Annotated in this window: 16 protein-coding genes; 10 read left to right on the top strand and 6 right to left on the bottom strand. The window is 71.6% G+C overall.

Features of this window, described 5'->3' with window-relative positions; genetic code table 11:
* The first annotated feature begins 85 nt into the window (after nt 1-85).
* Nucleotides 86-1,174 carry a phosphate acyltransferase PlsX gene (plsX, locus tag HDA32_RS01620; RefSeq protein WP_179641483.1) on the top strand — a complete coding sequence of 363 codons (1,089 nt, stop codon included), beginning with the start codon at nt 86-88 and terminating at the stop codon, nt 1,172-1,174.
* Nucleotides 1,175-1,253: 79 nt separating this feature from the next.
* Nucleotides 1,254-2,987, top strand: a complete 1,734-nt coding sequence (gene argS / locus HDA32_RS01615; RefSeq protein ID WP_179641482.1) for an arginine--tRNA ligase — start codon at nt 1,254-1,256, stop codon at nt 2,985-2,987.
* Nucleotides 2,988-3,451: 464 nt separating this feature from the next.
* On the opposite strand, the gene HDA32_RS31265 is transcribed toward argS, so the two are convergent.
* Nucleotides 3,452-4,144, bottom strand: a complete 693-nt coding sequence (locus HDA32_RS31265) for a hypothetical protein (RefSeq protein WP_179641481.1) — start codon at nt 4,142-4,144, stop codon at nt 3,452-3,454.
* Between the two features lie 354 nt (nt 4,145-4,498).
* On the opposite strand from HDA32_RS31265, the gene HDA32_RS01605 reads away from it, so the two are divergent.
* Nucleotides 4,499-5,110 (top strand): YceI family protein, encoded by a 612-nt coding sequence (locus tag HDA32_RS01605; protein WP_179641480.1) that lies wholly within the window; start codon nt 4,499-4,501, stop codon nt 5,108-5,110.
* A 73-nt stretch (nt 5,111-5,183) separates the two neighbouring features.
* On the opposite strand, the gene rbsK is transcribed toward HDA32_RS01605, so the two are convergent.
* The 3 genes from rbsK to HDA32_RS01590 form a co-directional block, all read right to left on the bottom strand.
* Nucleotides 5,184-6,095 carry a ribokinase gene (gene rbsK / locus HDA32_RS01600; RefSeq protein WP_179641479.1) on the bottom strand — a complete coding sequence of 304 codons (912 nt, stop codon included), beginning with the start codon at nt 6,093-6,095 and terminating at the stop codon, nt 5,184-5,186.
* Between the two features lie 46 nt (nt 6,096-6,141).
* Complete coding sequence (locus HDA32_RS01595; protein WP_179641478.1) at nt 6,142-6,360, bottom strand: hypothetical protein; 219 nt, start codon at nt 6,358-6,360, stop codon at nt 6,142-6,144.
* A gap of 218 nt (nt 6,361-6,578) precedes the next feature.
* Complete coding sequence (locus tag HDA32_RS01590) at nt 6,579-7,367, bottom strand: exodeoxyribonuclease III (RefSeq protein WP_179641477.1); 789 nt, start codon at nt 7,365-7,367, stop codon at nt 6,579-6,581.
* A 664-nt stretch (nt 7,368-8,031) separates the two neighbouring features.
* Between HDA32_RS01590 and HDA32_RS01585 the strand changes: the two genes are divergently transcribed.
* The 5 genes from HDA32_RS01585 (at nt 8,032) to HDA32_RS01565 (ending at nt 15,153) form a co-directional block, all read left to right on the top strand.
* Nucleotides 8,032-8,757 carry a response regulator transcription factor gene (locus HDA32_RS01585; RefSeq protein WP_179641476.1) on the top strand — a complete coding sequence of 242 codons (726 nt, stop codon included), beginning with the start codon at nt 8,032-8,034 and terminating at the stop codon, nt 8,755-8,757.
* Nucleotides 8,757-10,157: a sensor histidine kinase gene (locus HDA32_RS01580; RefSeq protein WP_179641475.1), complete on the top strand. Its 1,401-nt coding sequence runs from the start codon at nt 8,757-8,759 to the stop codon at nt 10,155-10,157. The genes HDA32_RS01585 and HDA32_RS01580 overlap by 1 nt, the downstream gene beginning before the upstream one ends.
* 131 nt (nt 10,158-10,288) lie before the next feature.
* Nucleotides 10,289-12,226 (top strand): acyl-CoA dehydrogenase family protein, encoded by a 1,938-nt coding sequence (locus HDA32_RS01575; RefSeq protein WP_179641474.1) that lies wholly within the window; start codon nt 10,289-10,291, stop codon nt 12,224-12,226.
* Nucleotides 12,227-12,310: 84 nt separating this feature from the next.
* Nucleotides 12,311-13,522, top strand: coding sequence for a winged helix-turn-helix domain-containing protein (locus HDA32_RS01570; RefSeq protein ID WP_179641473.1), 1,212 nt, complete (start codon nt 12,311-12,313; stop codon nt 13,520-13,522).
* A gap of 293 nt (nt 13,523-13,815) precedes the next feature.
* Nucleotides 13,816-15,153: an IS4 family transposase gene (locus HDA32_RS01565; RefSeq protein WP_179641472.1), complete on the top strand. Its 1,338-nt coding sequence runs from the start codon at nt 13,816-13,818 to the stop codon at nt 15,151-15,153.
* A gap of 25 nt (nt 15,154-15,178) precedes the next feature.
* Here HDA32_RS01565 and HDA32_RS01560 read toward each other — a convergent pair whose 3' ends face one another.
* The gene (locus HDA32_RS01560; RefSeq protein WP_179641471.1) at nt 15,179-16,321 is read right to left on the bottom strand and encodes an acetyl-CoA C-acetyltransferase; all 1,143 of its coding nucleotides are present in this window, start codon (nt 16,319-16,321) and stop codon (nt 15,179-15,181) included.
* 276 nt (nt 16,322-16,597) lie between these two features.
* On the opposite strand from HDA32_RS01560, the gene HDA32_RS01555 reads away from it, so the two are divergent.
* Together HDA32_RS01555 and HDA32_RS01550 are read left to right on the top strand one after the other, a co-directional pair.
* The gene (locus tag HDA32_RS01555; RefSeq protein ID WP_179641470.1) at nt 16,598-17,740 is read left to right on the top strand and encodes an acyl-CoA dehydrogenase family protein; all 1,143 of its coding nucleotides are present in this window, start codon (nt 16,598-16,600) and stop codon (nt 17,738-17,740) included.
* Nucleotides 17,741-17,778: 38 nt separating this feature from the next.
* Nucleotides 17,779-17,937, top strand: coding sequence for a hypothetical protein (locus tag HDA32_RS01550; RefSeq protein WP_179641469.1), 159 nt, complete (start codon nt 17,779-17,781; stop codon nt 17,935-17,937).
* Between the two features lie 4 nt (nt 17,938-17,941).
* Here HDA32_RS01550 and HDA32_RS01545 read toward each other — a convergent pair whose 3' ends face one another.
* A complete protein-coding gene (locus HDA32_RS01545) occupies nt 17,942-20,191 on the bottom strand; it encodes an ATP-binding SpoIIE family protein phosphatase (protein WP_179641468.1) in 2,250 nt (749 codons plus the stop codon).
* Nucleotides 20,192-20,274: the final 83 nt, after the last annotated feature.

Genomic DNA, 20,274 nt, shown 5'->3' with positions numbered 1-20,274 from the left:
GCGGACCTCGGGTTACTCGGGTTAGAGGCGGGGCGAGGCCCATATCTGGTACGGAGCCCACTTCACGGCCGAACCGAGGAGCCCGATGAGCAGCGCATCCCCAGGGGGCCGGACCCCGTCAGCCCTCTCGCCGGTGATCGCGGTCGACGCGATGGGCGGCGACCACGCGCCGCACGAGATCGTCAAGGGCGCGGTGCGCGCGGTGCGCGAGCACGGGCTGCGCCTGGTCCTGGTCGGGCGCACGCCCGAGATCGCGTCACTGCTGACCGAGGAGGACGCCGGGCGGGAGATCCCGATCGTGCACGCCGACGACACGCTGGCCATGCACGAGGGCGCGCTGGCCAGTTGGCGGCGGCCGCGCTCCAGCGTCGCCGTGGCCTGCAAGCTGATCCGGCAGGGCGACGCCGCCGCGCTGGTCTCGGCCGGGTCGACCGGCGGGGTGGTGGCCACCTCGACCGTGCGGCTGCGCACCCAGTCCGGCGTGCTGCGCCCGGCGCTGGCGCTGGTGCTGCCCACCCGGCCGGTGCCCACGATCCTGCTCGACGCCGGCGCCAACGCCGACGCCAAGCCGGAGATGCTGGTGCAATTCGCCCACCTGGGCGCGGCCTACGCGCAGACGGCCCACGGCGTCGCCGAGCCCCGCGTCGGCATCCTCACCATCGGCTCCGAGCCCGGCAAGGGCAACAAGCTGGCGCGCAAGGCCGCCGAGCTGCTCACCGCCACCGCGGCGGGCCCGCCCAAGCTGGACTTCCGCGGCAACATCGAGGGCCACGACCTGCTGGCCGGGCTGGTCGACGTGGTGGTCACCGACGGCTTCACCGGCAACGTCGCACTGAAGTCGGTGGAGGGCGCGGTGCGGTTCGCCTTCGACGAGATCCGCGGCGCGCTGACCGCCAACCCGCTGTCGAAGGCCGGCGCGCTGCTTCATCGCAAACCACTGCGCGAGCTGCGGGAGCGCCTGGACAGCGAGTCCTACGGCGGCGCGGTCCTGCTCGGCCTGAACGGGACCGCGGTGATCGCGCACGGCGACAGCCACGCCCGGGGGGTCGAGCGCGCCTGCCTCCTCGCCCACGAGCTGGCCTCCGGCCGCATCGTCGACCAGGTCCGGCGCCGCGTCACCGCCACCAACCGCAGCCCCACCTGGCTGCACCGGCTCGGCCAGGGCGAGGAGTGAGGGGCGCCCTTCGCCCACCCATTCGGCATCCGCGCTGGTCAGAGGATAGTGGTCGCGGTGGGTCGGTAGGCTTTGCGACATGGCCGACCCGCAAGAAGTCCTCTCGCAACGGGTCCGGTCCGCGCTCGGCGCCGCTTTCGGCGCCGACTACGCCGGAACCGACCCCGTCATTCGTCCTTCGCAGTTCGCCGACTACCAGGCCAACGCCGCCCTGGCGCTGGCCAAGAGGCTCGGCCGAAAGCCGCGCGACGTCGCATCCGACATCGTGGCTCACCTGGACGTCGAGGACGTCTGCCGAGAGGTGGAGATCAGCGGTCCCGGCTTCGTCAACCTGACGCTGCGCGACGACTGGATCGCCGACCGGGCCGGGGAACTGCTCGTCGACGAGCGCCGGGGCGCACCGCTGCAGCCGCGGCAGAACATCCCGATCGACTACTCCGCGCCCAACGTCGCCAAGGAGATGCACGTCGGGCACCTGCGCACCACGGTCGTGGGCGACGCGCTGGCCCGGACGCTGGAGTTCCTCGGCCACAACGTCATCCGGCAGAACCACATCGGCGACTGGGGCACCCCCTTCGGCATGCTCATCGAGCACCTGCTGGAGGCCGGCGAGGACTCCGACGAGGCCGCGCTGCTCAAGACCGACCCCAACGCCTTCTACCAGGCCGCGCGGGTCAAGTTCGACGGCGAGGGCGACTTCGCCGACCGCGCCCGCCGCAGGGTCGTGGCGCTGCAGAGCGGCGACGCCGAGACGCTGCGGCTGTGGCGGGAGCTGGTGGACCTGTCCACGGTCTACTTCAACCGGATCTACGCCAAGCTCGGCGTCACGCTCACCGACGACGACCTCGCGGGCGAGAGCACCTACAACGACATGCTCGGCCCGATCTGCGACGAGTTGGTGGAGAAGGGCATCGCCGAGGTGAGCGAGGGCGCGCTGTGCGTGTTCCTCGACGGCTTCACCGGCCGCGAGGGCAGGCCGGTCCCGCTGATCGTACGCAAGAGCGACGGCGGCTACGGCTACGGCAGCACCGACCTGGCGACCATCAAGTACCGGGCCGGGGAGCTCAAGGCCGACCGCGTCCTCTACGTCATCGGCGCCCCCCAGCACCTGCACCTGCAGATGGTCTACGAGACCGCGCGCAAGGCCGGCTGGCTGCCCGAGAGCACCGTCCCGATCCACGTGCAGATCGGCAACGTGCTGGGCGAGGACGGCAAGATCCTGCGGACCCGCAGCGGAGCGCCGATCCGGCTCATGGCGCTGCTGGACGAGGCGATCGAGCGCGCAGCCAAGGTGGTCGCCGAGACCCGCCCCGACCTGGACGACGAGGCCCGCGCCGCGATCGCCCGCGAGGTCGGCATCGGCGCGGTGAAGTACGCCGACCTCTCGGTCTCCCACGACTCCGAGTACGTGTTCGACTTCGACCGCATGCTCGCGCTGAACGGCAACACCGGGCCGTACCTGCAGTACGCGGCGGCGCGCATCCGGTCGATCTTCCGCAAGGGCGGGCTGGACCCCGCCGACGCCAAGGGCCCCATCACGCTGACCGAGCCGGCCGAGCGCGCGCTCGCGCTCACGCTGCTCGGCTTCGGCCCGGTGGTGGCGCAGGTCGGCGAGACCCTGGAGCCGCACCGCCTGTGCGCCTACCTGTTCGACCTGGCCCAGGCGTTCACCTCGTTCTACGAGCACTGCCCGGTGCTCAAGGCCGAGGACACCGCCGTGCGCGACTCCCGCCTGGCGCTGACGGCCGCAACCCTGCACGTCCTCGTCCAGGGTCTGGACCTGCTCGGCGTGGCCGCCCCGGAGCGCATGTAGCGCCCTCATGTTTTCGGCGATCTTGACCTCGTGGGCACTAAAACGCTGCAATAACGCCCACAAGGTCAACGTGAGTCTCAACCTCGGCCCCGGGATGGAGTGGGCGCGCGGGTGGATCCCTCCACCTCGACCCCAGGGGGTCGTGAAGGCCCGCCCCAGGAAGGACGGCGTGCGGGTGGGCGATTTCCGTCTAGGGGCCTTCGGCCACGCGAGAGAATCGCCCAGCCACCGCGGGTCCCTCCTTGGGCTGGTGTCGAAGCCCCCAGTGGCCAAGGTCAGGACTCAAGGTCAAGATCGCCGAGAGAACCACTGCAAAACGGACACTCTGCGTGCCTGCCCGTGCCTGCCGCCCCGACCTCGCCGCCGCTTTTCACTCCAGACCGCCTGTCCCAGGCAGCGAACAAGGCCGCACAGCAGACCGCGGCCGCAGGCACCTCAAGCCGGGCGCGACCTCTCCGCGGACCTCAGGAGCCGTCGCCCTTGGGGTGCCCGAGGCCGAGGCCGAGGTCGAGTGGGATGTCGATCGGGTGGTGCGGGGGCTTCGAGGCAGGGGCCGACGTGCTCGGAGTCGGCTTCGGGGTGCTCGGGGCCGGCTCGGGCTGGGCCGGTTGCGGAGAGCTCGGAGACGGTTCCGGGGCCGGTTCCGGGTTCGGCGCGGGCGGGTCGGAGGGGCGGCCCGGCTGCCCGCCCGGTGCCGTCGTCTCCGGCGGGTCCGGCCGTTGCGTCCGGGTCGGACGCTCCGGGGCCGCCGCGGCCGGTCCGGAGGCGACGTCCCGATCGGGCGCGGCACCGCCGCGCCCCCCTGCGGGCGCGTCACCGAACGCGCCGGGCGCATCCTCGGGCGCACCGCCGTCCTCCGGGGCCTCGGAGCGCTCCTGCGCGTCGGCGCGCGCCGACGCGCCACCCGGCGCGCTCGGTTCGGGCCGCGGGCTGCCGGGCGTCTCCGGCGGCGAGGCGGTCCAAGTCGGTTCGCTCGCCCCGTTCATCCCGATCTGGGTCGGCTCGTCCCGTCCCGGGAGCCCGATGAGCACGGCTCCCGCCGCCACCAGCCCCGCGGCCAGGGCGCCGACCGCCAGCCGGCGCCGCCGCTGCCTGCGTCGTGCCTGTCGTCGCCGGGCGATTCGGGTCATGCGCTCCGGCTGGGGATCACCGCTCATAGGATCGCTGACTTCTTCGTGGGATTGGACGCCCGGCCCCGCGGACCGTGGCCGGAAGCGGCCCCGGACTGTGATGGCGGACACCGGGCAGGCGGTCGTGCCTCATAGCACTGTAGATAACCGCTTCATCACTGATTGCCGGGATCGCACCCCCATCGGCCGCGATTCCCGTAACGAGCGGCTTCTCCCGTGCGCCATGTGATGGAAGTCACTGCTGATTCTAGGCGAAAACCCCGCCTTTCGACCGTCCGACCTGCGTCGACCTCGCGGGGTGCCCCGCGTGCCCCGCCGCCGCGATCGGCCGCCGCCACCAGGACAATAGTGTGGTGAACCGACGAAAAAGGAGGAACGGACATGAACCCCCCGCAGGACAGTGATGCGATCGGACCCACTCCGGGCACCTGGCATCTCGACCCGCTGCATTCGAGTTTGATCTTCGTCGCCCGCTACCTGCGCTTCGGCCGCGTCCAGGGCACCTTCGGCCGGGCCAAGGGCCTGGTCATGGTGGCCGACAACCCCCTGCACTCCAAGGTGGACGTGGCGCTGGAGGCCGCCAGCGTCAACACCGGCGTCGAGGCGCGCGACAACCACCTGCGCTCCGCCGACTTCCTCGACGTCGAGAACCACCCGGAACTGCGCTTCGTGAGCACGGGCCTGGAGAGGTCCGACCGCGGCAACGGCGTCTTCCTCATGTACGGCGACATGACGATCCACGGCACGACGCGCCCCATGCGCCTGGAGTGCCACTGGGTGGGCGAGTCCCCCGACTACGCCAGCCCCGACGAGATCTACGGGCACTTCTTCGCCGCCCACACCCGGATCAGGCTGTCGGACTTCGGCGTCGGCGACGGCGGCCCGACGGCCTGGGGCGAACGGCTCGTCGGCGACACCGTCGACGTCGTCCTGGAGATCAGGCTGCAGGACCGCGACCCGATCGACTTCCTCCGCCAGATCGGGCACGAATAGCGCGTCCGCGCACCGCGCATTCCGGGACCGCCCGGCGCGAGGACGCGTTCGGCGAAGGAGCCGACGGCCGGTCTCAGCCCCGCCGCAGCACCTCGTCGATCTCGGCGCGCGTGGGCATGGACGTGCTCGCCCCGTGCCGCTGGACGGCCAGCGACGATGCTGCGGACGCGAAACGAAGCGCCTGTTCGGGCGTGTTCCCCTCGGCCCGGGCCACGGCGAACGCACCGCAGAAGGTGTCCCCCGCCGCCGTGGTGTCGACGGCGGTGACCCTGCGGGCCGGCGCTCGGACGGGCTCCTCCCCTCGACGGCCGTAGAGCGAGCCGTCCTCGCCCAGAGTGATGATGGCCTCGGGCACCCGCCCCAGCAGGACGGTCAGCGCCTCCTCGGGGTTCTCCACACCGGTGATCGCGGCGGCCTCGTGCTGGTTGGGCACGATGAGGTCCACCGCGTCGAGCAGTTCGTCCGGGAGAGGACGCGCGGGGGCGGGCGTGAGCACCGTGGGAACACCGGCGGCCCGGCCGGCCCGGGCCGCGGCGACGACGCCCTCCATCGGCAGCTCCAACTGGAGCAGCAGGGCCGCGCTGCCCTCCAGCAGCGGCGCGTCCCCCGCCTCCAGGCCGGTCACCGTGCCGTTGGCGCCGGGGATGACGATGATCGAGTTGGCGCCGCTGCCCTCGACGACGATGTGCGCCACGCCCGAGGTCCCGGTCACCATCCGCAACCCGGAGACCTCGATCCCCGTCTCGACCAGGTTGCTGCGCAACTGGGTGCCGAACGCGTCGTCGGCGACGGCGCCGAGGAAGGCGACGTCACCGCCGGCCCTGGCCGCGGCCACCGCCTGGTTGGCGCCCTTGCCGCCGGGGATCTGCCGGAACTCCGTGCCGGTGACGGTCTCGCCACTGGCCGGTGCGGCATCGACGTAGGCGACGAGGTCCATGTTGATACTGCCGAATACCGCGATCCGCGGCGCCGATGCTTGGTTCACGATTGGCCAGATTACCCAGGACCGGCCGCCGCCGGCTGCGGCCCCGTCACCACCGGTCCGGATCGAGCAGCGGGACGGGCCTGCCCGCGGGATCGGAGAGCTCCAGCGTCCCCGGCCGCCCCTCCCGCATTTCCAGGACGTAGGGGGTCCGCTCCTCCAGGAACCGCAGATAGCCCACTGTTCCCGCGGAGTCGCTGCGGGCGGCCAGCCACTCCAGGACCTCGCGCCAGAGCCCGAACCCGTCCGGATGGACCTCCGCGCGCACCGACAGCGCCCATCCGCCGTGCCCGGTGCCGACCAGGACGGCGCCGACCGCACCCCCACGCGGGCGGCCGCAGCGGACCCACTGACCAGGGGGTACCGCTCCTCCTCGGCGACGCCGGCCAGGATGACGTGCCGCTCGGGCGCCGGGCCGAGGTCACAAGACCCCCTTGGCTTGAGGCGAAGACTCAGGCTCAGTCGCCGTCCGGCCTTCTCACCGTCTCAGTCCAGTTCGACGATGACCGGGGCGTGGTCGGAGGCGCCCTTGCCCTTGCGCTCCTCGCGGTCGATCCTCGCGCCGGTGACGCGGGCGCCCAGGGCGGGCGAGGCGAGCACGAAATCGATCCGCATGCCCTTGCGCTTGGGGAAGGACAGGTTCTTGTAGTCCCAGTAGGTGTAGGTGCCGGGACCGGGCGCGTGCGGCCGCACGACGTCGGCGAAGCCGGCCTCGACCACCGCCTGGAACGCCTCGCGCTCCGGCTTGGTCACGTGTGTACTGCCCTCGAACTCCGCCATGTCCCATACGTCGTCGTCCTGCGGCGCGACGTTGAAGTCGCCGCACAGCGCGATCTGCGCGCCGGGGTCCTCGGCCAGCCAGGTCAGGCCGGCGGCGCGCAGCCGGTCGAGCCACTGGAGCTTGTAGGCGTAGTGGGGGTTCTCGACGTCGCGGCCGTTGGGGATGTAGAGGCTCCAGACGCGCACGCCGTCGCAGGTGGCGCCGATGGCGCGGGCCTCGGCCGCGGCGGGGTCGCCCCAGCCGGGCTGCTCGGGGAAGCAGACCTCGACGTCGGCCAGCCCCACACGGGAGGCGACGGCGACGCCGTTCCACTGCGAGAGGCCGTGATGGGCCACCTCGTAGCCGAGGCCGGTGAAGACCTCCATGGGGAACTGGTCGTCGCGGCACTTCGTCTCCTGCATCGCCACGACGTCGACATCGCTGCGCTCCAGCCAGGCGGCGATCCGCTCGCCGCGGGCCCGAACACTGTTCACATTCCAGGTCGCCACTCGCACACCGCACAGGTTAGCCCCCGCGGGTGACATCGGCGGCCCGACGGCGCCGGGCGGCGCCCGGCACGGCGGACATGACCGAGCCCCTGGCGTGGCCGTCCTCCACGCCAAGGGCCCTTGCACGACTCCTGGCACACAGCGGGCTCTCGTAGTCGCTGTTGGTTAGATGACCACGACCGGAATCCGGTTCACATGTTTTTCATAGAATTCGCTATGTGACCACTCAGTCGCTCAAAGTGACGACTGGGGCGGGAGATTCGGAAACCCAGCTATTTCACAGCTTTCGCAAGGCGGTGTCACAGGGTGGACCGATTTCATATGGAATGCCGGTGTTCGAGCGGCACGCTCACGAAGACCGGAAGCCTCGTTCCGCCCGGGCGTCTATGTCCGGTCCGCCCGGGCGGATCGAGTCGGCGGGCCCCCCGACCTCGCCGAGAGCGATCAACAGGGAGTGACGCCGGAGCGGCGGCCATGGCGCGCGTCGCCGCCCCGGCCCCCTGGGCCGACGGCGCCACGTTTCGATCCGATCGCCCCGAGGCATCGGGGTCCGTGATCCACCTGCGGCATTATGGGACGGGAAACGGGCCGCGAGCGCGGCCCGCCCCCGGGAGCAGACCGCCCACCGGAATGCACTCCGACCGCGAGCCCCGCCACGCTAGGTGAACCGATGACCGAGACAGCGCCGCAACCGCACGTCCTCGTGATCGACGACGAGCCGAACATCCGAGACCTCGTCCAGGCCGCGCTGCGGTTCCACGGATTCAGCGTGAGCACCGCGGAGAGCGGCGGTGAGGGGCTCTCCCTCGCGCGCTCGCGCCGTCCCGACCTGATCGTGCTGGACGTGCTGCTGCCCGACATCAGCGGCTTCGACGTCTGCCGGCAGCTCCGCGACGGCGACAACGATGTCCCGGTCATCTACCTGACCGCGCGCGACACCCCCTCCGACACCGTCACGGGACTCTCCCTCGGCGGTGACGACTACGTCACCAAACCCTTCTCGGTCGAGGCGCTGGTCGCGCGGATCAGGGCGCTGCTGCGCCGGGTCCGGCGCGACGCGCGGCAGACCGGGGCCCGGTCCGCCGACGACGGCCTCCTGCGCGTCGCCGACCTGGAGCTCAACGAGCGGACCTGGACGGTGCGCCGCGACGACGTGCCCATCGACCTGTCCCCCACCGAGTTCCGGCTGCTCGCCTACCTGATGAGCAACGCCGGCCAGGTGCTGACCCGGGCGCAGTTGCTGGAGAACGTCTGGGGCTGGGACTACGCCGGCCAGTCCCAGATCGTCGAGACCTACGTCAGCTACCTGCGGCGCAAGCTCGACCCGCTCGGCCCGCCGCTCATCCACACCCAGCGCGGCGTGGGCTACGCCCTGCGCCTGCAGGACGACAAGTAGTGCCCCAGGACAGGCCGCTGCGCGCCCGGCTGCTGATCGGGCTGCTCGCCGTCACCGGGGCCGGTCTGCTGGTCACCTGCGTGGTCGGCTTCCTGACGCTGCGGGCGTTCATCACCGAGCGCCTGGACGCCCAACTGCTCCTCACCACCGAGCGCGCCATGGCGCGGCTGGACAACGACACGCCCCCGGTGGGCATGGACGCCCCCAGCCCATCGCCCTACTTCGTGGTGCTGCTCAACCCCGTGACCGGCGAGGTCGAGCAGATCTACGGCGACACGCTGCGCGAGGACGTCGTGCTGGACCGCATCGCGACCGTGTCGCTGGACCGGCTGAAGTCCTACAGCTCGACGCGCGAGATCTTCGAACTGGGCGGCGTGGACGACAGCGTGCCGCCGCACCGCGCCACCGTGCGGATGCGCTCCGACGCGGTCATGGTGAGCGGCGTGCCCACCGACGACCGCGAGGCCTACCCGTGGCAACTGGTGCTGACCCAGCTCGTCACCGCGGGCCTGCTGCTGGGCGGGCTGACCTTCGCGGGGCGGGGGCTGATCGTGCGGGGTCTGGCGCCCCTCGACCACATGGCGACCACCGCCAACCAGATCAGCACCGGTTCCGACCTCGCCGACCGCATGCCGGGCGCCGACGCCCACAGCGAGGTGGGCCGGCTGGGCATGGCGATCAACACGATGCTGAGTCGGATCGAGCACGCCTTCCGGGCCCAGCGCGAATCGGAGGAGCGGGTGCGCGCGTTCGCCGCCGACGCCTCCCACGAGCTGCGCACGCCGTTGACCACGATCCGCGGCTACGCCGAGCTGTACCGCCAGGGCGCCATCCCCGCTGAGGAGCTGCCCGGGGCGATGCGCCGCATCGAGAACGAGGCCGAGCGGATGAGCCGGCTGGTGGCGGAGCTGCTGGAGCTCGCCCGGCTGGACCGCACGGGCTCGCTGCAGTTGGTGACGGCCGACCTCGCCGCGGTGGTGCGCGAAATGGTGGCCGACGCCAAGGCGCTGGAACCGGCCCGCCGGATCGACATGGAGCTGCCGGAGCGGCTGGAGTGCGAGATCGACGAGACCCGGTTCCGCCAGATCCTGGCGAACCTGCTGGCCAACGTCCGCGAGCACACTCCCGAGGACACCCCGGTCACGGTGCGGCTGGGGCCGGACGACTCCGGGGACGCGGTCTCGCTGGAGGTGGCCGACACCGGCCCCGGCATGGCCGACGACGACGTGCACCGCGCCTTCGACCGCTTCTACCGGGGCAACCGCGCCCCGGGCGGCGGCAGCGGCCTGGGCCTGTCCATCGTGCACGCCATCGCCACCGCCCACGGCGGGGACGTGCGGATCGAGTCCCGGCCGGGCGAGGGCACGACGGTCGCGGTGCACCTTCCGGCGCGGCGGTGAGGCCGGACCGAGGGGCCGGCGGGACCCGCGGTCCCGCCGTCGGCGAGGGAGCCGGACCGCCGAGGCATCAGCGGACTACCAGCGGGTAGGGGTGTGGCACACACCACAGTCGCGTCTATGAGGTGACCTGGATGACCACCGTGAAACCCGGCGCGGGCCCCGAGCACGTCGACGAGCGCCAGGCGCGCAAGGTCGCGGAGGCCGCGCGCGAGAGCGAATGGCGGCGGCCCAGCTTCGCCAAGGAGCTCTACCTCGGCCGGCTCCGCCTGGACCTCGTCCACCCCTACCCCCGGCCCGGCGGCGAGGCCGTCCGCACCGGCGAGGCGTTCCTTGAGCGGCTCGCGGAGTTCTGCGCCACCATCGACGCGCAGCGCATCGAGCGCGAGGAGCGCATCCCCGACGAGGTGATGCGCGGGCTCAAGGAGCTCGGCGCGCTCGGCATGAAGATCCCCGAGGCCTACGGCGGCCTCGGGCTCAGCCAGGTCCACTACAACCACGCGCTCACGCTCGCAGGCTCGGTCTCCCCCGCCATCGGCGCGCTGCTGTCGGCGCACCAGTCGATCGGGGTCCCCCAGCCCCTCAAGATGTTCGGCACCGAGGAGCAGAAGCGCGCGTTCCTGCCCCGCTGCGCCACCACCGACATCAGCGCGTTCCTGCTGACCGAGCCCGACGTCGGCAGCGACCCCGCCCGGCTGCACGCCACCGCCACGCCCACGGAGGATGACTCGGCCTACCTCATCGACGGCGTGAAGCTGTGGACCACCAACGGGGTCGTCGCCGACCTGCTCGTCGTCATGGCCCGGGTGCCCAAGGGCGACGGGCACCGGGGCGGCATCACCGCGTTCGTGGTCGAGGGCGGATCCGAGGGCATCACCGTGGAGAACCGCAACCGGTTCATGGGGCTGCGCGGCCTGGAGAACGGGGTCACGCGCTTCCATCGGGTGCGCGTGCCCGCGGAGAACCGGATCGGCCGCGAGGGCGAGGGACTGAAGATCGCGCTGTCCACGCTCAACACCGGGCGGCTGTCGCTGCCGGCGCTGTGCGTGGGCGCCGGCAAGTGGTCGACCAAGGTCGCGCGCGAGTGGGCGCGCGAGCGGGTGCAGTGGGGGCGGCCGGTGGGCCGGCACGAGGAGGTCGCCAAGAAGATCTCCTTCATCGCGGCCACGACGTACGCGATGGAGGCGATGCTCGACCTCGCGAGCCAGCTCGCCGACGACGAGCGCAACGACATCCGGATCGAGGCGGCGATCACCAAGCTGTGGGCGTCGGAGATGGCCTACCGGATCGCCGACGAGCTCGTCCAGATCCGCGGCGGCCGGGGCTTCGAGACCGCCGACTCCCTCGCCGCGCGCGGCGAGCGCGGTGTGCCCGCCGAGCAGATGCTGCGCGATCTGCGGATCAACCGCATCTTCGAGGGCAGCACCGAGATCATGCACCTGTTCATCGCCCGTGAGGCCGTCGACGCGCACCTGGCGGTGGCCGGCGACATCATCGACCCCGAGGCCGACAACGCGGCCAAGGCCCGCGCCGTCGCCAAGGCCGGCGGGTTCTACGCCAAGTGGCTGCCGACCCTCGTGGTCGGCGAGGGGCAGATGCCGTCGTCGTTCGGCGAGTTCGGCCCGCTGGGCCGGCACCTGCGCTACGTCGAGCGGTCCGGGCGCAAACTGGCCAGGTCCACGTTCTACGCGATGTCGCGCTGGCAGGGCCGGCTGGAGACCAAGCAGGGCTTCCTCTCCCGGGTGGTCGACATCGGCGCCGAGCTCTTCGCGATCAGCGCCGTGGTCCTGCGGGCGCACAGCGACGCCGCCGAGCACCCGGAGCGCGCTCAGGGCGCCCGCGAGCTGGCCGACGCGTTCGCCCGCCAGTCGCGGGTGCGCATCGAGGGCCTGTTCTCGGCCATGTGGTCCAACACCGACGACGTCGACGGCAAGCTCTCCCGCAGGGTCATGGAGGACCGCTACACCTGGCTGGAGGAGGGCGTCCTCGACCCCTCGCTGCCCGGCCCGCTGATCGCCCCCGCCGAGCCCGGCCCCTCGCGGAAGGAGAACGTCCACCGCAGAATGGGATAGCGACCCGATCCGGCGGCCGACCGTCGTTTCTCGGCGGGCCCCGGGGGATGGCGGGTGTCATCCGGCACCGCTACGTTAGTACTCGTGTACGAACCAGCGCCGCTCCCCCACCCCAGGCGCGACACCACGCTGTCGCGCGCCCAGGCCCGCCGGATCGCGTTGGCGGCGCAGGGGTTCGCCGACCGCCGGCCCGCGGCCGGTGCGACGATGCGGCACCTGCGCCGCGTCATCGGCCGCGTCGGCGTCATCCAGATCGACAGCGTCAACGTCCTGGTGCGCAGCCAGTACCTCCCGGTCTACGCGCGGCTCGGCCCCTACGACCGCGCGCTGCTGGACCGGGCGACCGACCGGCGGCACCGGCACCTCGTGGAGTACTGGGGGCACGAGGCGAGCCTGCTGCCGCCCGCGACGCACCGGCTGCTGCGTTGGCGCATGGCGCGGGCCCGCGACGAGGCGTGGGGGCGCATGCGGCGCATCGCCGAGGACCGGCCCGACCTGGTGAAGTCGGTGCGCACGGAGGTCGAACGCATCGGCCCGGCCACGTGCAGGGAGATCGAGACCGCCCTGGAGCACGACCGGCCGCGGGGCAAGGGGCAGTGGTGGGACTGGTCGGAGGTGAAGACCGTGCTGGAGTTCCTGTTCTGGTCCGGCCAGATCACCACCGACGGCCGCACCCGGCAGTTCGAGCGCCGCTACGCGCTGCCCGAGCGCGTCGTCCCGGCCGACGTCCTCAACGCCTCCGACCCCGACCCCGACGACGCCCGCAGGGAGCTGGTGCGCATCGCCGCCCGCGCGCACGGCGTCGGCACCGAGGCGTGCCTGCGCGACTACTTCCGCCTCAGCGCGGCCGAGGGCCGTGCGGCAGTGCGCGACCTGGTCGACTCCGGCGAGCTCGTGCCGGTGGCCATCGAGGGCTGGCAGCGCCCCGGCTACCTGCACCGCGACGCTCGGGTCCCGCGCCGGATCGGCGCCCGCGCGCTGCTCAGTCCGTTCGACTCCCTGGTCTGGGAGCGGGAGCGGACCCGGCGGCTGTTCGACTTCGACTACGGTCTGGAGTTCTACGTCCCCGCGGCCAAGCGCAGGTACGGCTACTACGTGCTGCCGTTCCTGCTCGGCGACCGGCTCGTGGCGCGCGTGGACCTGAAGGCCGACCGCAGGGCGGGTCGGCTGCTGGTCCACAACACGGTCCTGGAGGACGGCGCCCCGCCCGAGACCACCGACGAACTCGGCACCGAACTCGCGCACATGGCCGCCTGGCTGGGTCTGGAGAACGGCCCCGCCACCCCGTCCCGGTGACGGGGCCCGGCCGTCCGGCCCCGGCCGGCCCCGGCGGTCAGCGCGTGTCTATGGCGGCCATGCCGGGCTCGGGGTAGCGCTCACCCGCCGCGCTGACGGCGGCCTTCCCAGGTCATGCGGTGGTGAACGGGAGGCTGTGGCCACAGCCTCTCCGAACAACGCGTCTAGACCCAATGCCGTTCAGTTAGGGGCTGATGTGCCTTGTCAACCCCGGCCCCTGCCCCCTGGAGCATGAAGAAGGGGTTCCCTGGTAGAACAGTCATCTCTCACAACGCCTGTCACCAGGGAACCCCTTGCCCGACCATTGTGCCACGACCCGCGAAGTCCGCTCCGCCCCCAGCGTCTTCGCCCCCGGCCACCTGGGAGAACTCACCCAGATCGTGCCCTTCGAGATGGTCGACGCCGTGCTCGCCGAGCGCGGCAGACACCACCAGCGACTCCGTCTCCTGCCCGCCCGCGTCGTGGTGTACCTGCTCCTGGCAGGTGGACTGTTCGCCCCCTTGGGCTGGACCGCGATCTGGCGCAAACTCACCAGCGGCCTGAACCTGACCCCCCGCCCCACCGCCTCGGCGCTGTTCTACGCCCGCAAACGCCTGGGCCCCGCACCCCTCAAAGCCCTGTTCACCCTCCTGGCCGACCCCACCCACACCGCCCACCGGTTCAAAGGGCTGCTGGTGTGCGCCATCGACGGCACCCTGCTGGACGTGCCCGCCTCAGCAGCCAACCGGAGTGTGCACCGCTCCCAGGGAGCGACCCGCTGGGCCGGGGCGGGCTACCCCCAGCTACGGCTGCTGGCCCTGGTAGCGACCGGCTCGCGCGCACTCCTGGCAGCCACGTTCGGCCCCGTCCGCCACGGCGAGACGGCCTACGCGCCCGCCCTGTGCCAGGCGATGGGCCCAGGCCGGCTGGTCCTGGCCGACCGCGGCTTTGACGCCGCCACCGTGCTGGAAGAGTTCACCGCGACCGGAGCCGAGATACTCGTGCGCATGAGCGCCGGCAGCAACCCCCGACGGCTACGCCGACTCAAGGACGGGACCTGGCTGGTCATGCGCGGCAAGCGGCGGCTACGGCTGATCGAGGCACAGATCACCATCGCCACCGGCCAGGGCCAAAGCACCGGCCGCTACCGGTTGGCCACCACCCTGGTCGACGTCGACCGCTACCCGGCTACCGACCTGGTGGCCCTGTACCACCAGCGGTGGGAGATCGAGACCGCCTACGGTGAGCTGAAGTCCTCCCTGCTCGGCCGCCGGGTGCTGCGGGCCAAGGACCCCGAAGGGCTGGAGCAGGAGGTGTGGGCGCTGCTGGCGACCTACCAGGTGGTGCGGTACGCGATCGCTGACGCGGTGACCGCCACCGGCCACAGCCCGCTCCAAGCGAGTTTCACCGTGGCGGTCGAGGCCGCCCGGGACTGCTTGGTCCGGGCCGAGAACACCATCGCCGGCGAGCGGGTCGACCTGCGGGGGGTGATCGGGCAGCAGGTGTTGGCGAACCTGCTGCCCCAGCGGCGTCTGCGGACGGCGCCGCGGGTGGTCAAACGCGCGATCTCGAAGTACCACGCCCGCTCCAACGGGGTAGACCGCACTACCTACAAAGCCACCGTGGACATCACGGTGTTGACAGAGCCCTGACTTCCTTAACTGAACGGCATTGCGTCTAGACCCGTTCGATGACGGTGACGTTGGCCTGGCCGCCGCCCTCGCACATGGTCTGCAGGCCGTAGCGGCCACCGCTGCGGTGCAGTTCGTGGACCAGCTTGGTCATCAGGACGGCCCCGGTCGCGCCCAGCGGGTGGCCGAGGGCGATCGCGCCGCCGTTGGGGTTGGTCCTGGCCGGGTCGGCGCCGGTCTCCTTGAGCCAGGCCAGCGGCACCGGCGCGAACGCCTCGTTGATCTCGGTGACGTCGATGTCGTCGATGCTCAGCCCGGCCTTCTTCAGCGCGGTCCTGGTCGCGGGGATCGGGGCGGTGAGCATGTAGACCGGATCGTCGCCGACGAGGGAGAGCTGGACGACGCGGGCCAGCGGCGTGAGGCCGTGCTCCTTGACGGCCCGCTCCGAGGCGATCAGCACGGCGCTCGCGCCGACCGAGATCTGGCTGGCCACCGCAGCGGTGATCGCCCACCCCTCGCGCAGCGGGTCGAGCCCGGCCATCGCCTCCAGCGAGGTGTCGGGGCGCACGCCCTCGTCCTGGGTGACGCCGGCCAGCGGCGCGATCTCCTTCTCGAAGTGCCCCGCCCCGCGCGCCGCCGCGGCCCGCTGGTGGCTCTCCAGCGCGAACGCCTCCAGGTCGTCGCGGTCGAACCCCCACTTCTCGCACATCAGTTGGGCTCCGCGGAACTGCGAGATCTCCTGTGCGCCGTAGCGCTCGGTCCAGCCGTCGCCGAACAGCGGCAGGCCGGCGTCGATCGCGAACTTGACGTTGGAGCCCATCGGGACCATGCCCATGTTCTCCACACCGGACGCCACGACGATGTCCTGGGTGCCGGACATGACGCCCTGCGCGGCGAAGTGCACGGCCTGCTGGGAGGAGCCGCACTGCCGGTCGATGGTGACGCCGGCCGTCGTCTCGGGCAGCCCCGCCGACAGCCACGCGGTGCGTGCGAGGTCGAGCGCCTGCGGACCGACCTGGCTCACGCAGCCCATGATGACGTCCTCGACCGCGGCCGGGTCGACCCCGGTGCGCGCCACGAGCTCCTTGAGGACGTGCGCCCCCAGGTCGGCCGGGTGCACTGCGGCCAGCGCGCCCTTCCTGGTCCCTACCGGGGTGCGAACGGCCCCGACGATGAATGCCTCAGCCACGGTGTCCTCCTGGAGGCGCATCGATCCAACCCATTTGAACCGAACCATATTCGGTTCGCGTCGGGAAGCAAGTCCCCGGGGTACCCGAAGCCCGCCCGAGCGCGTCCGAACAGGCCGGAGCGGATCGGAGCGGGCCCGCACCCCGCGGACACCGACACTTGACAGCAATACCCAGTATGTAAACTCTGTAAGACCGAACGCTATTCGGTTACGGTGTTCCCAAGAGGTCATCCGCCGCCCCGCGGGCCGGCACCGGCGCGAGTGAAGGAGTAGTCCATGGAGAGGGAGCTCTTCGACACCGAACACGGCCTGTTCCGCGATTCGGTGGCCGAGTTCCTCAAACGCGAGGTCGTGCCCTTCCACGCCCAGTGGGAGCGGGACGGCATCGTCCCGCGCGAGGTGTGGGTGAAGGCGGGCGGGGTGGGACTGCTCGGCCTCGGCGTGCCCGAGGAGTTCGGCGGCTCGGGAATCGACGACTACCGGTTCAACGCGATCGTGGACGAGGAGATCTGCGCCGTCGGCGCCTCCGGCCTCGGGATCCCGTTGCAGAACGACGTGATGGCGCCCTACCTGGTCGGGCTGACCACCGACGAGCAGAAGCGCCGCTGGCTGCCCGGATTCGCCGGTGGCGAGCTGATCACCGCGATCGCGATGACCGAGCCGGGGGCAGGCAGCGACCTCCAGGGCATCCGGACGACGGCGGTCCGCGACGGCGACGACTACGTCGTCAACGGGCAGAAGACCTTCATCACCAACGGCATCAACGCCGACCTGGTGGTCGTGGTGGCCCGCACCGACCCCGAGGCCGGCGCGCACGGCATCTCGCTGATCGCCGTGGAGCGCGGCGCACCCGGCTTCGAGCGGGGCCGCAACCTGGACAAGATCGGCCTGAAGGCCCAGGACACCGCGGAACTGTCCTTCACCGACGTGCGGGTGCCCGCCGCCAATCTGATCGGCCGGGAGAACCAGGGGTTCGTCCACCTGATGCACAACCTGCCGCAGGAGCGGCTCTCGATCGCGGTGTCGGCCACCGCGGGCGCCGAGCGGATGCTCGCCGAGACGATCGAGTACTGCAAGAACCGCACCGCGTTCGGCCGCCCGATCGGCAAGTTCCAGAACACCCGTTTCGTACTGGCCGAATTGGCCACCGAGGTCGACCTCGCGCGCACCTACGTGGACCGGGCGATCACCCTGCTCAACCGCGGCGAGCTGAGCGTGGAGGACGCCGCGAAGGCGAAGTGGTGGACGAGTGAGTTGTGCAACAAGGTGATGGACCGTTGCCTCCAGCTCCACGGCGGGTACGGGTACATGATGGAGTACCCCGTGGCGAAGGCCTGGCAGGACGCCCGCATCCAGTCGATCTTCGGCGGCACCACCGAGATCATGAAGGAGATCGTGGGGCGGTCGCTGGGCCTGTAAGCCACGCCCCCGACGGGTCACGGCGAAAGGGTCACGGCGTGTACGACGGCGTCATCGTTCTCGGTCTGCTGGTCATCCTGCTGGTGATCGGCGTGCGCAGGCTCCGCCGCAGGATGCACGTCCCCTGGGCCACTGGCGGCATCGTGGTGTTCTTCGTCTTCCTGGTGCTGCTGCTGTGGGCGTGGTCGTGGCGGTGACGCCCTAGTCCCCCTGCATCGGGATCTCGAACCACACGGCCTTGCCGTCGGGGGTGGGCCTGGAGCCCCATCTGGAGGCCAACTGGTCGACCAGGTAGAGGCCCCGGCCGCCCTCGTCGTCGGCGCCGGCGCTGCGGATCCTCGGCAGGCGCAGGTCGCGGTCGAAGACCTCCACCCAGACCGACTCGGCCCCCCTGCGCAGCCTGAGCAGGAACTCGCGCCCGGCCTGGTCCTCGGCATCGTCGGCCACCTCCTCCAGGAGGTCGGACCAGTCCTCGTCGAAGTCGTCGAAGCCGCCCAGGTCGCCGCCCGCCTCGGTGGAGTCGGAGTCCTTGACGCCTTCGGCGGTGAACTCGCGGCTCACCGGGTGCGGGGTCGCGTGGATGACGACGTTGGTGACGATCTCCGACACCAGCAGGCAGGCCAGCTCCGCCTGGTCGCGGTCCATGCCCCAGTTCGCGAACGTCGTCGCCGCCAGGTGGCGGGCCTCCCCGACCGTCGGGGCCTCGGCGACGAACCAGCCCTCCTGCAGGGCCAGCTCCTCGGGGTGGGAGCGCACCACCAGCAGCGCGGTGTCGTCGTCCATCTCGCCGGGGACCGCCCGCTCGGCGACCTCGGCGATCTGCTCCACGTCCTTGTTGGCCACCTCGCGCACCCGCTCGTGCAGTTGCACCATGGAGCGCCGGAGGTCGACCGTGCCGCCCAGGGGCCTGCGCTCGACCAGGCCGTCGGTGTAGAGCAGCAGCGTCGCGCCCGGCGGCAGCGTGAGCTTGTCCTGCTGGTAGGCGGCCTCGCCCGGCACCCCCTTGGGCCTGACGCCGAGCAGCTTGTCCGACAGCTCCAGCGCGAGGTCCTCGACCCGGCCGTCGCTGATCAGCAGCGGCGGCTGGTGCCCGGCGTTGGCGTAGGACAGCTCGCGCGACCACGCGTCGTAGACCATGTACAGGCAACTGACGCTGGGCACCCAGGTGCCGCCCTCGTCGTCGGGGCGGCCGAGCTGGCGGACCCACTCGTCGAGTTCGCGCAGGATGTCGCCCGGTTCGCGGTCGGCCTGGGCGAACGCCCGCAGCGCCGCGCGGAGTTGGCCCATCACCGCCGCCGCATGCGGCCCGCGGCCCTCGACGTCGCCGACCACCATCCCGACCCGGCCGGCCGACAGCGGGATCACGTCGTAGAAGTCGCCGCCGACCTGGGTCTGGATGCCGTGCCCGTGCGCCTCCAGCGGCTTGGCCGGGAGGTAGCGGTGCGCGATGGTCAGCCCGTCGAACGGCGGGAAGTCGCGCGGCAGCAGGCTGTGCTGGAACGCCAGCGCCGTGCTGCGCTCCTCCTCGAACAGCCGGGCGTTGTCGATGGCCAGCGCCACGCGCGAGGCGACGGCGCCGACCAGGTCCCGGTCGAAGCCGTCGTAGTTCGTCTTCTCCCTGGGGGAGAGGCTGGACAGGGCGAGCGTGAGCACGCCCAGCGTTTCACCGCGGGCGCGCAGCGGCGCCGCGATGGCCGATGTCACCCCCACCTGCTCGGACACCCGCGCCGAGCGCTCGTTCGGTGCGACGTCGGCCGCGTGCACGTAGTCGCCGACGATCACGGTCTCCATTCGCCGCATGGCCTTGCGGACGAAGTGGTGGTCGGGGTAGTGCACCTCCTCGCCGACGTCGATCCAGCTCGCCGGCGGCGGCGTCCAGCCCTCCGCGTGCACGGAGATGCGCCTGACCAGCCGGTCGTGGTCGTAGAGGTCGATGAAGCAGTGGTCGGCGAACTGCGGCACCAGGATCTCGGCGACCACCTTCATCGTGGACTCGAACTCCAGGGAGCTCGCCAGCCGGTCGCCGATGCGGTACAGCAGGCCGTACTGCTCCTCGACGCGGCCGTTGCGCATGGCCTCGGTCGCGAAGATGACGACGCCCTCGATCGCCCCGGAGCCGTGCTTCAGCGGCACCGCCTGGGCGCGCACGTGGATCCAGGTTCCGTCACCGCGCAGGACGGCGAAGGTGCCCTCCCACGTCTCGCCCTTGAGCACCCGGCGCGCGAGCTGGGCCGCGTGCTCCTGGTCGGCCTCGTGGATGCCGAGATCCATCAGGGAGGTGCCGAGGTAGTCGCGGCCCCCGACGAACCGGAAGAGCTCCAGCGCGAAGGTGTTCCAGTACCGGAGGTTGCTGAAGCGGTCGGTGACGATCACGGCGACCTGAGCCTGCTCGAGGACGTCGGCCCCCGTGAGCGCGTTGTCGTCGTAGAAGGCTTCCCCCCACCGCTTCATAAAGCCGCCACCTCGCCGTCACGGACCGTACTCAGAATGACCCACGCGATCCATGTCGCTGCCCGCGCAATGGACACACGAAG

This window comes from Spinactinospora alkalitolerans (genome assembly GCF_013408795.1).
Classification (GTDB): domain Bacteria; phylum Actinomycetota; class Actinomycetes; order Streptosporangiales; family Streptosporangiaceae; genus Spinactinospora; species Spinactinospora alkalitolerans.
The sequence above is the reverse complement of the archived record's forward strand: the minus strand, read 5'-3'. Positions and strand labels throughout refer to the sequence as shown.

What these genes read in the sequence shown, in the direction of transcription:
- plsX (WP_179641483.1), top strand. Translation starts at nt 86, where the DNA reads ATGAGCAGCGCATCCCCAGGGGGCCGGACCCCGTCAGCCCTCTCGCCG.
- argS (WP_179641482.1), top strand. Translation starts at nt 1,254, where the DNA reads ATGGCCGACCCGCAAGAAGTCCTCTCGCAACGGGTCCGGTCCGCGCTC.
- HDA32_RS31265 (WP_179641481.1), bottom strand. Translation starts at nt 4,144, where the DNA reads ATGAGCGGTGATCCCCAGCCGGAGCGCATGACCCGAATCGCCCGGCGA.
- HDA32_RS01605 (WP_179641480.1), top strand. Translation starts at nt 4,499, where the DNA reads ATGAACCCCCCGCAGGACAGTGATGCGATCGGACCCACTCCGGGCACC.
- HDA32_RS01585 (WP_179641476.1), top strand. Translation starts at nt 8,032, where the DNA reads ATGACCGAGACAGCGCCGCAACCGCACGTCCTCGTGATCGACGACGAG.
- HDA32_RS01575 (WP_179641474.1), top strand. Translation starts at nt 10,289, where the DNA reads ATGACCACCGTGAAACCCGGCGCGGGCCCCGAGCACGTCGACGAGCGC.
- HDA32_RS01555 (WP_179641470.1), top strand. Translation starts at nt 16,598, where the DNA reads ATGGAGAGGGAGCTCTTCGACACCGAACACGGCCTGTTCCGCGATTCG.
- HDA32_RS01545 (WP_179641468.1), bottom strand. Translation starts at nt 20,191, where the DNA reads ATGAAGCGGTGGGGGGAAGCCTTCTACGACGACAACGCGCTCACGGGG.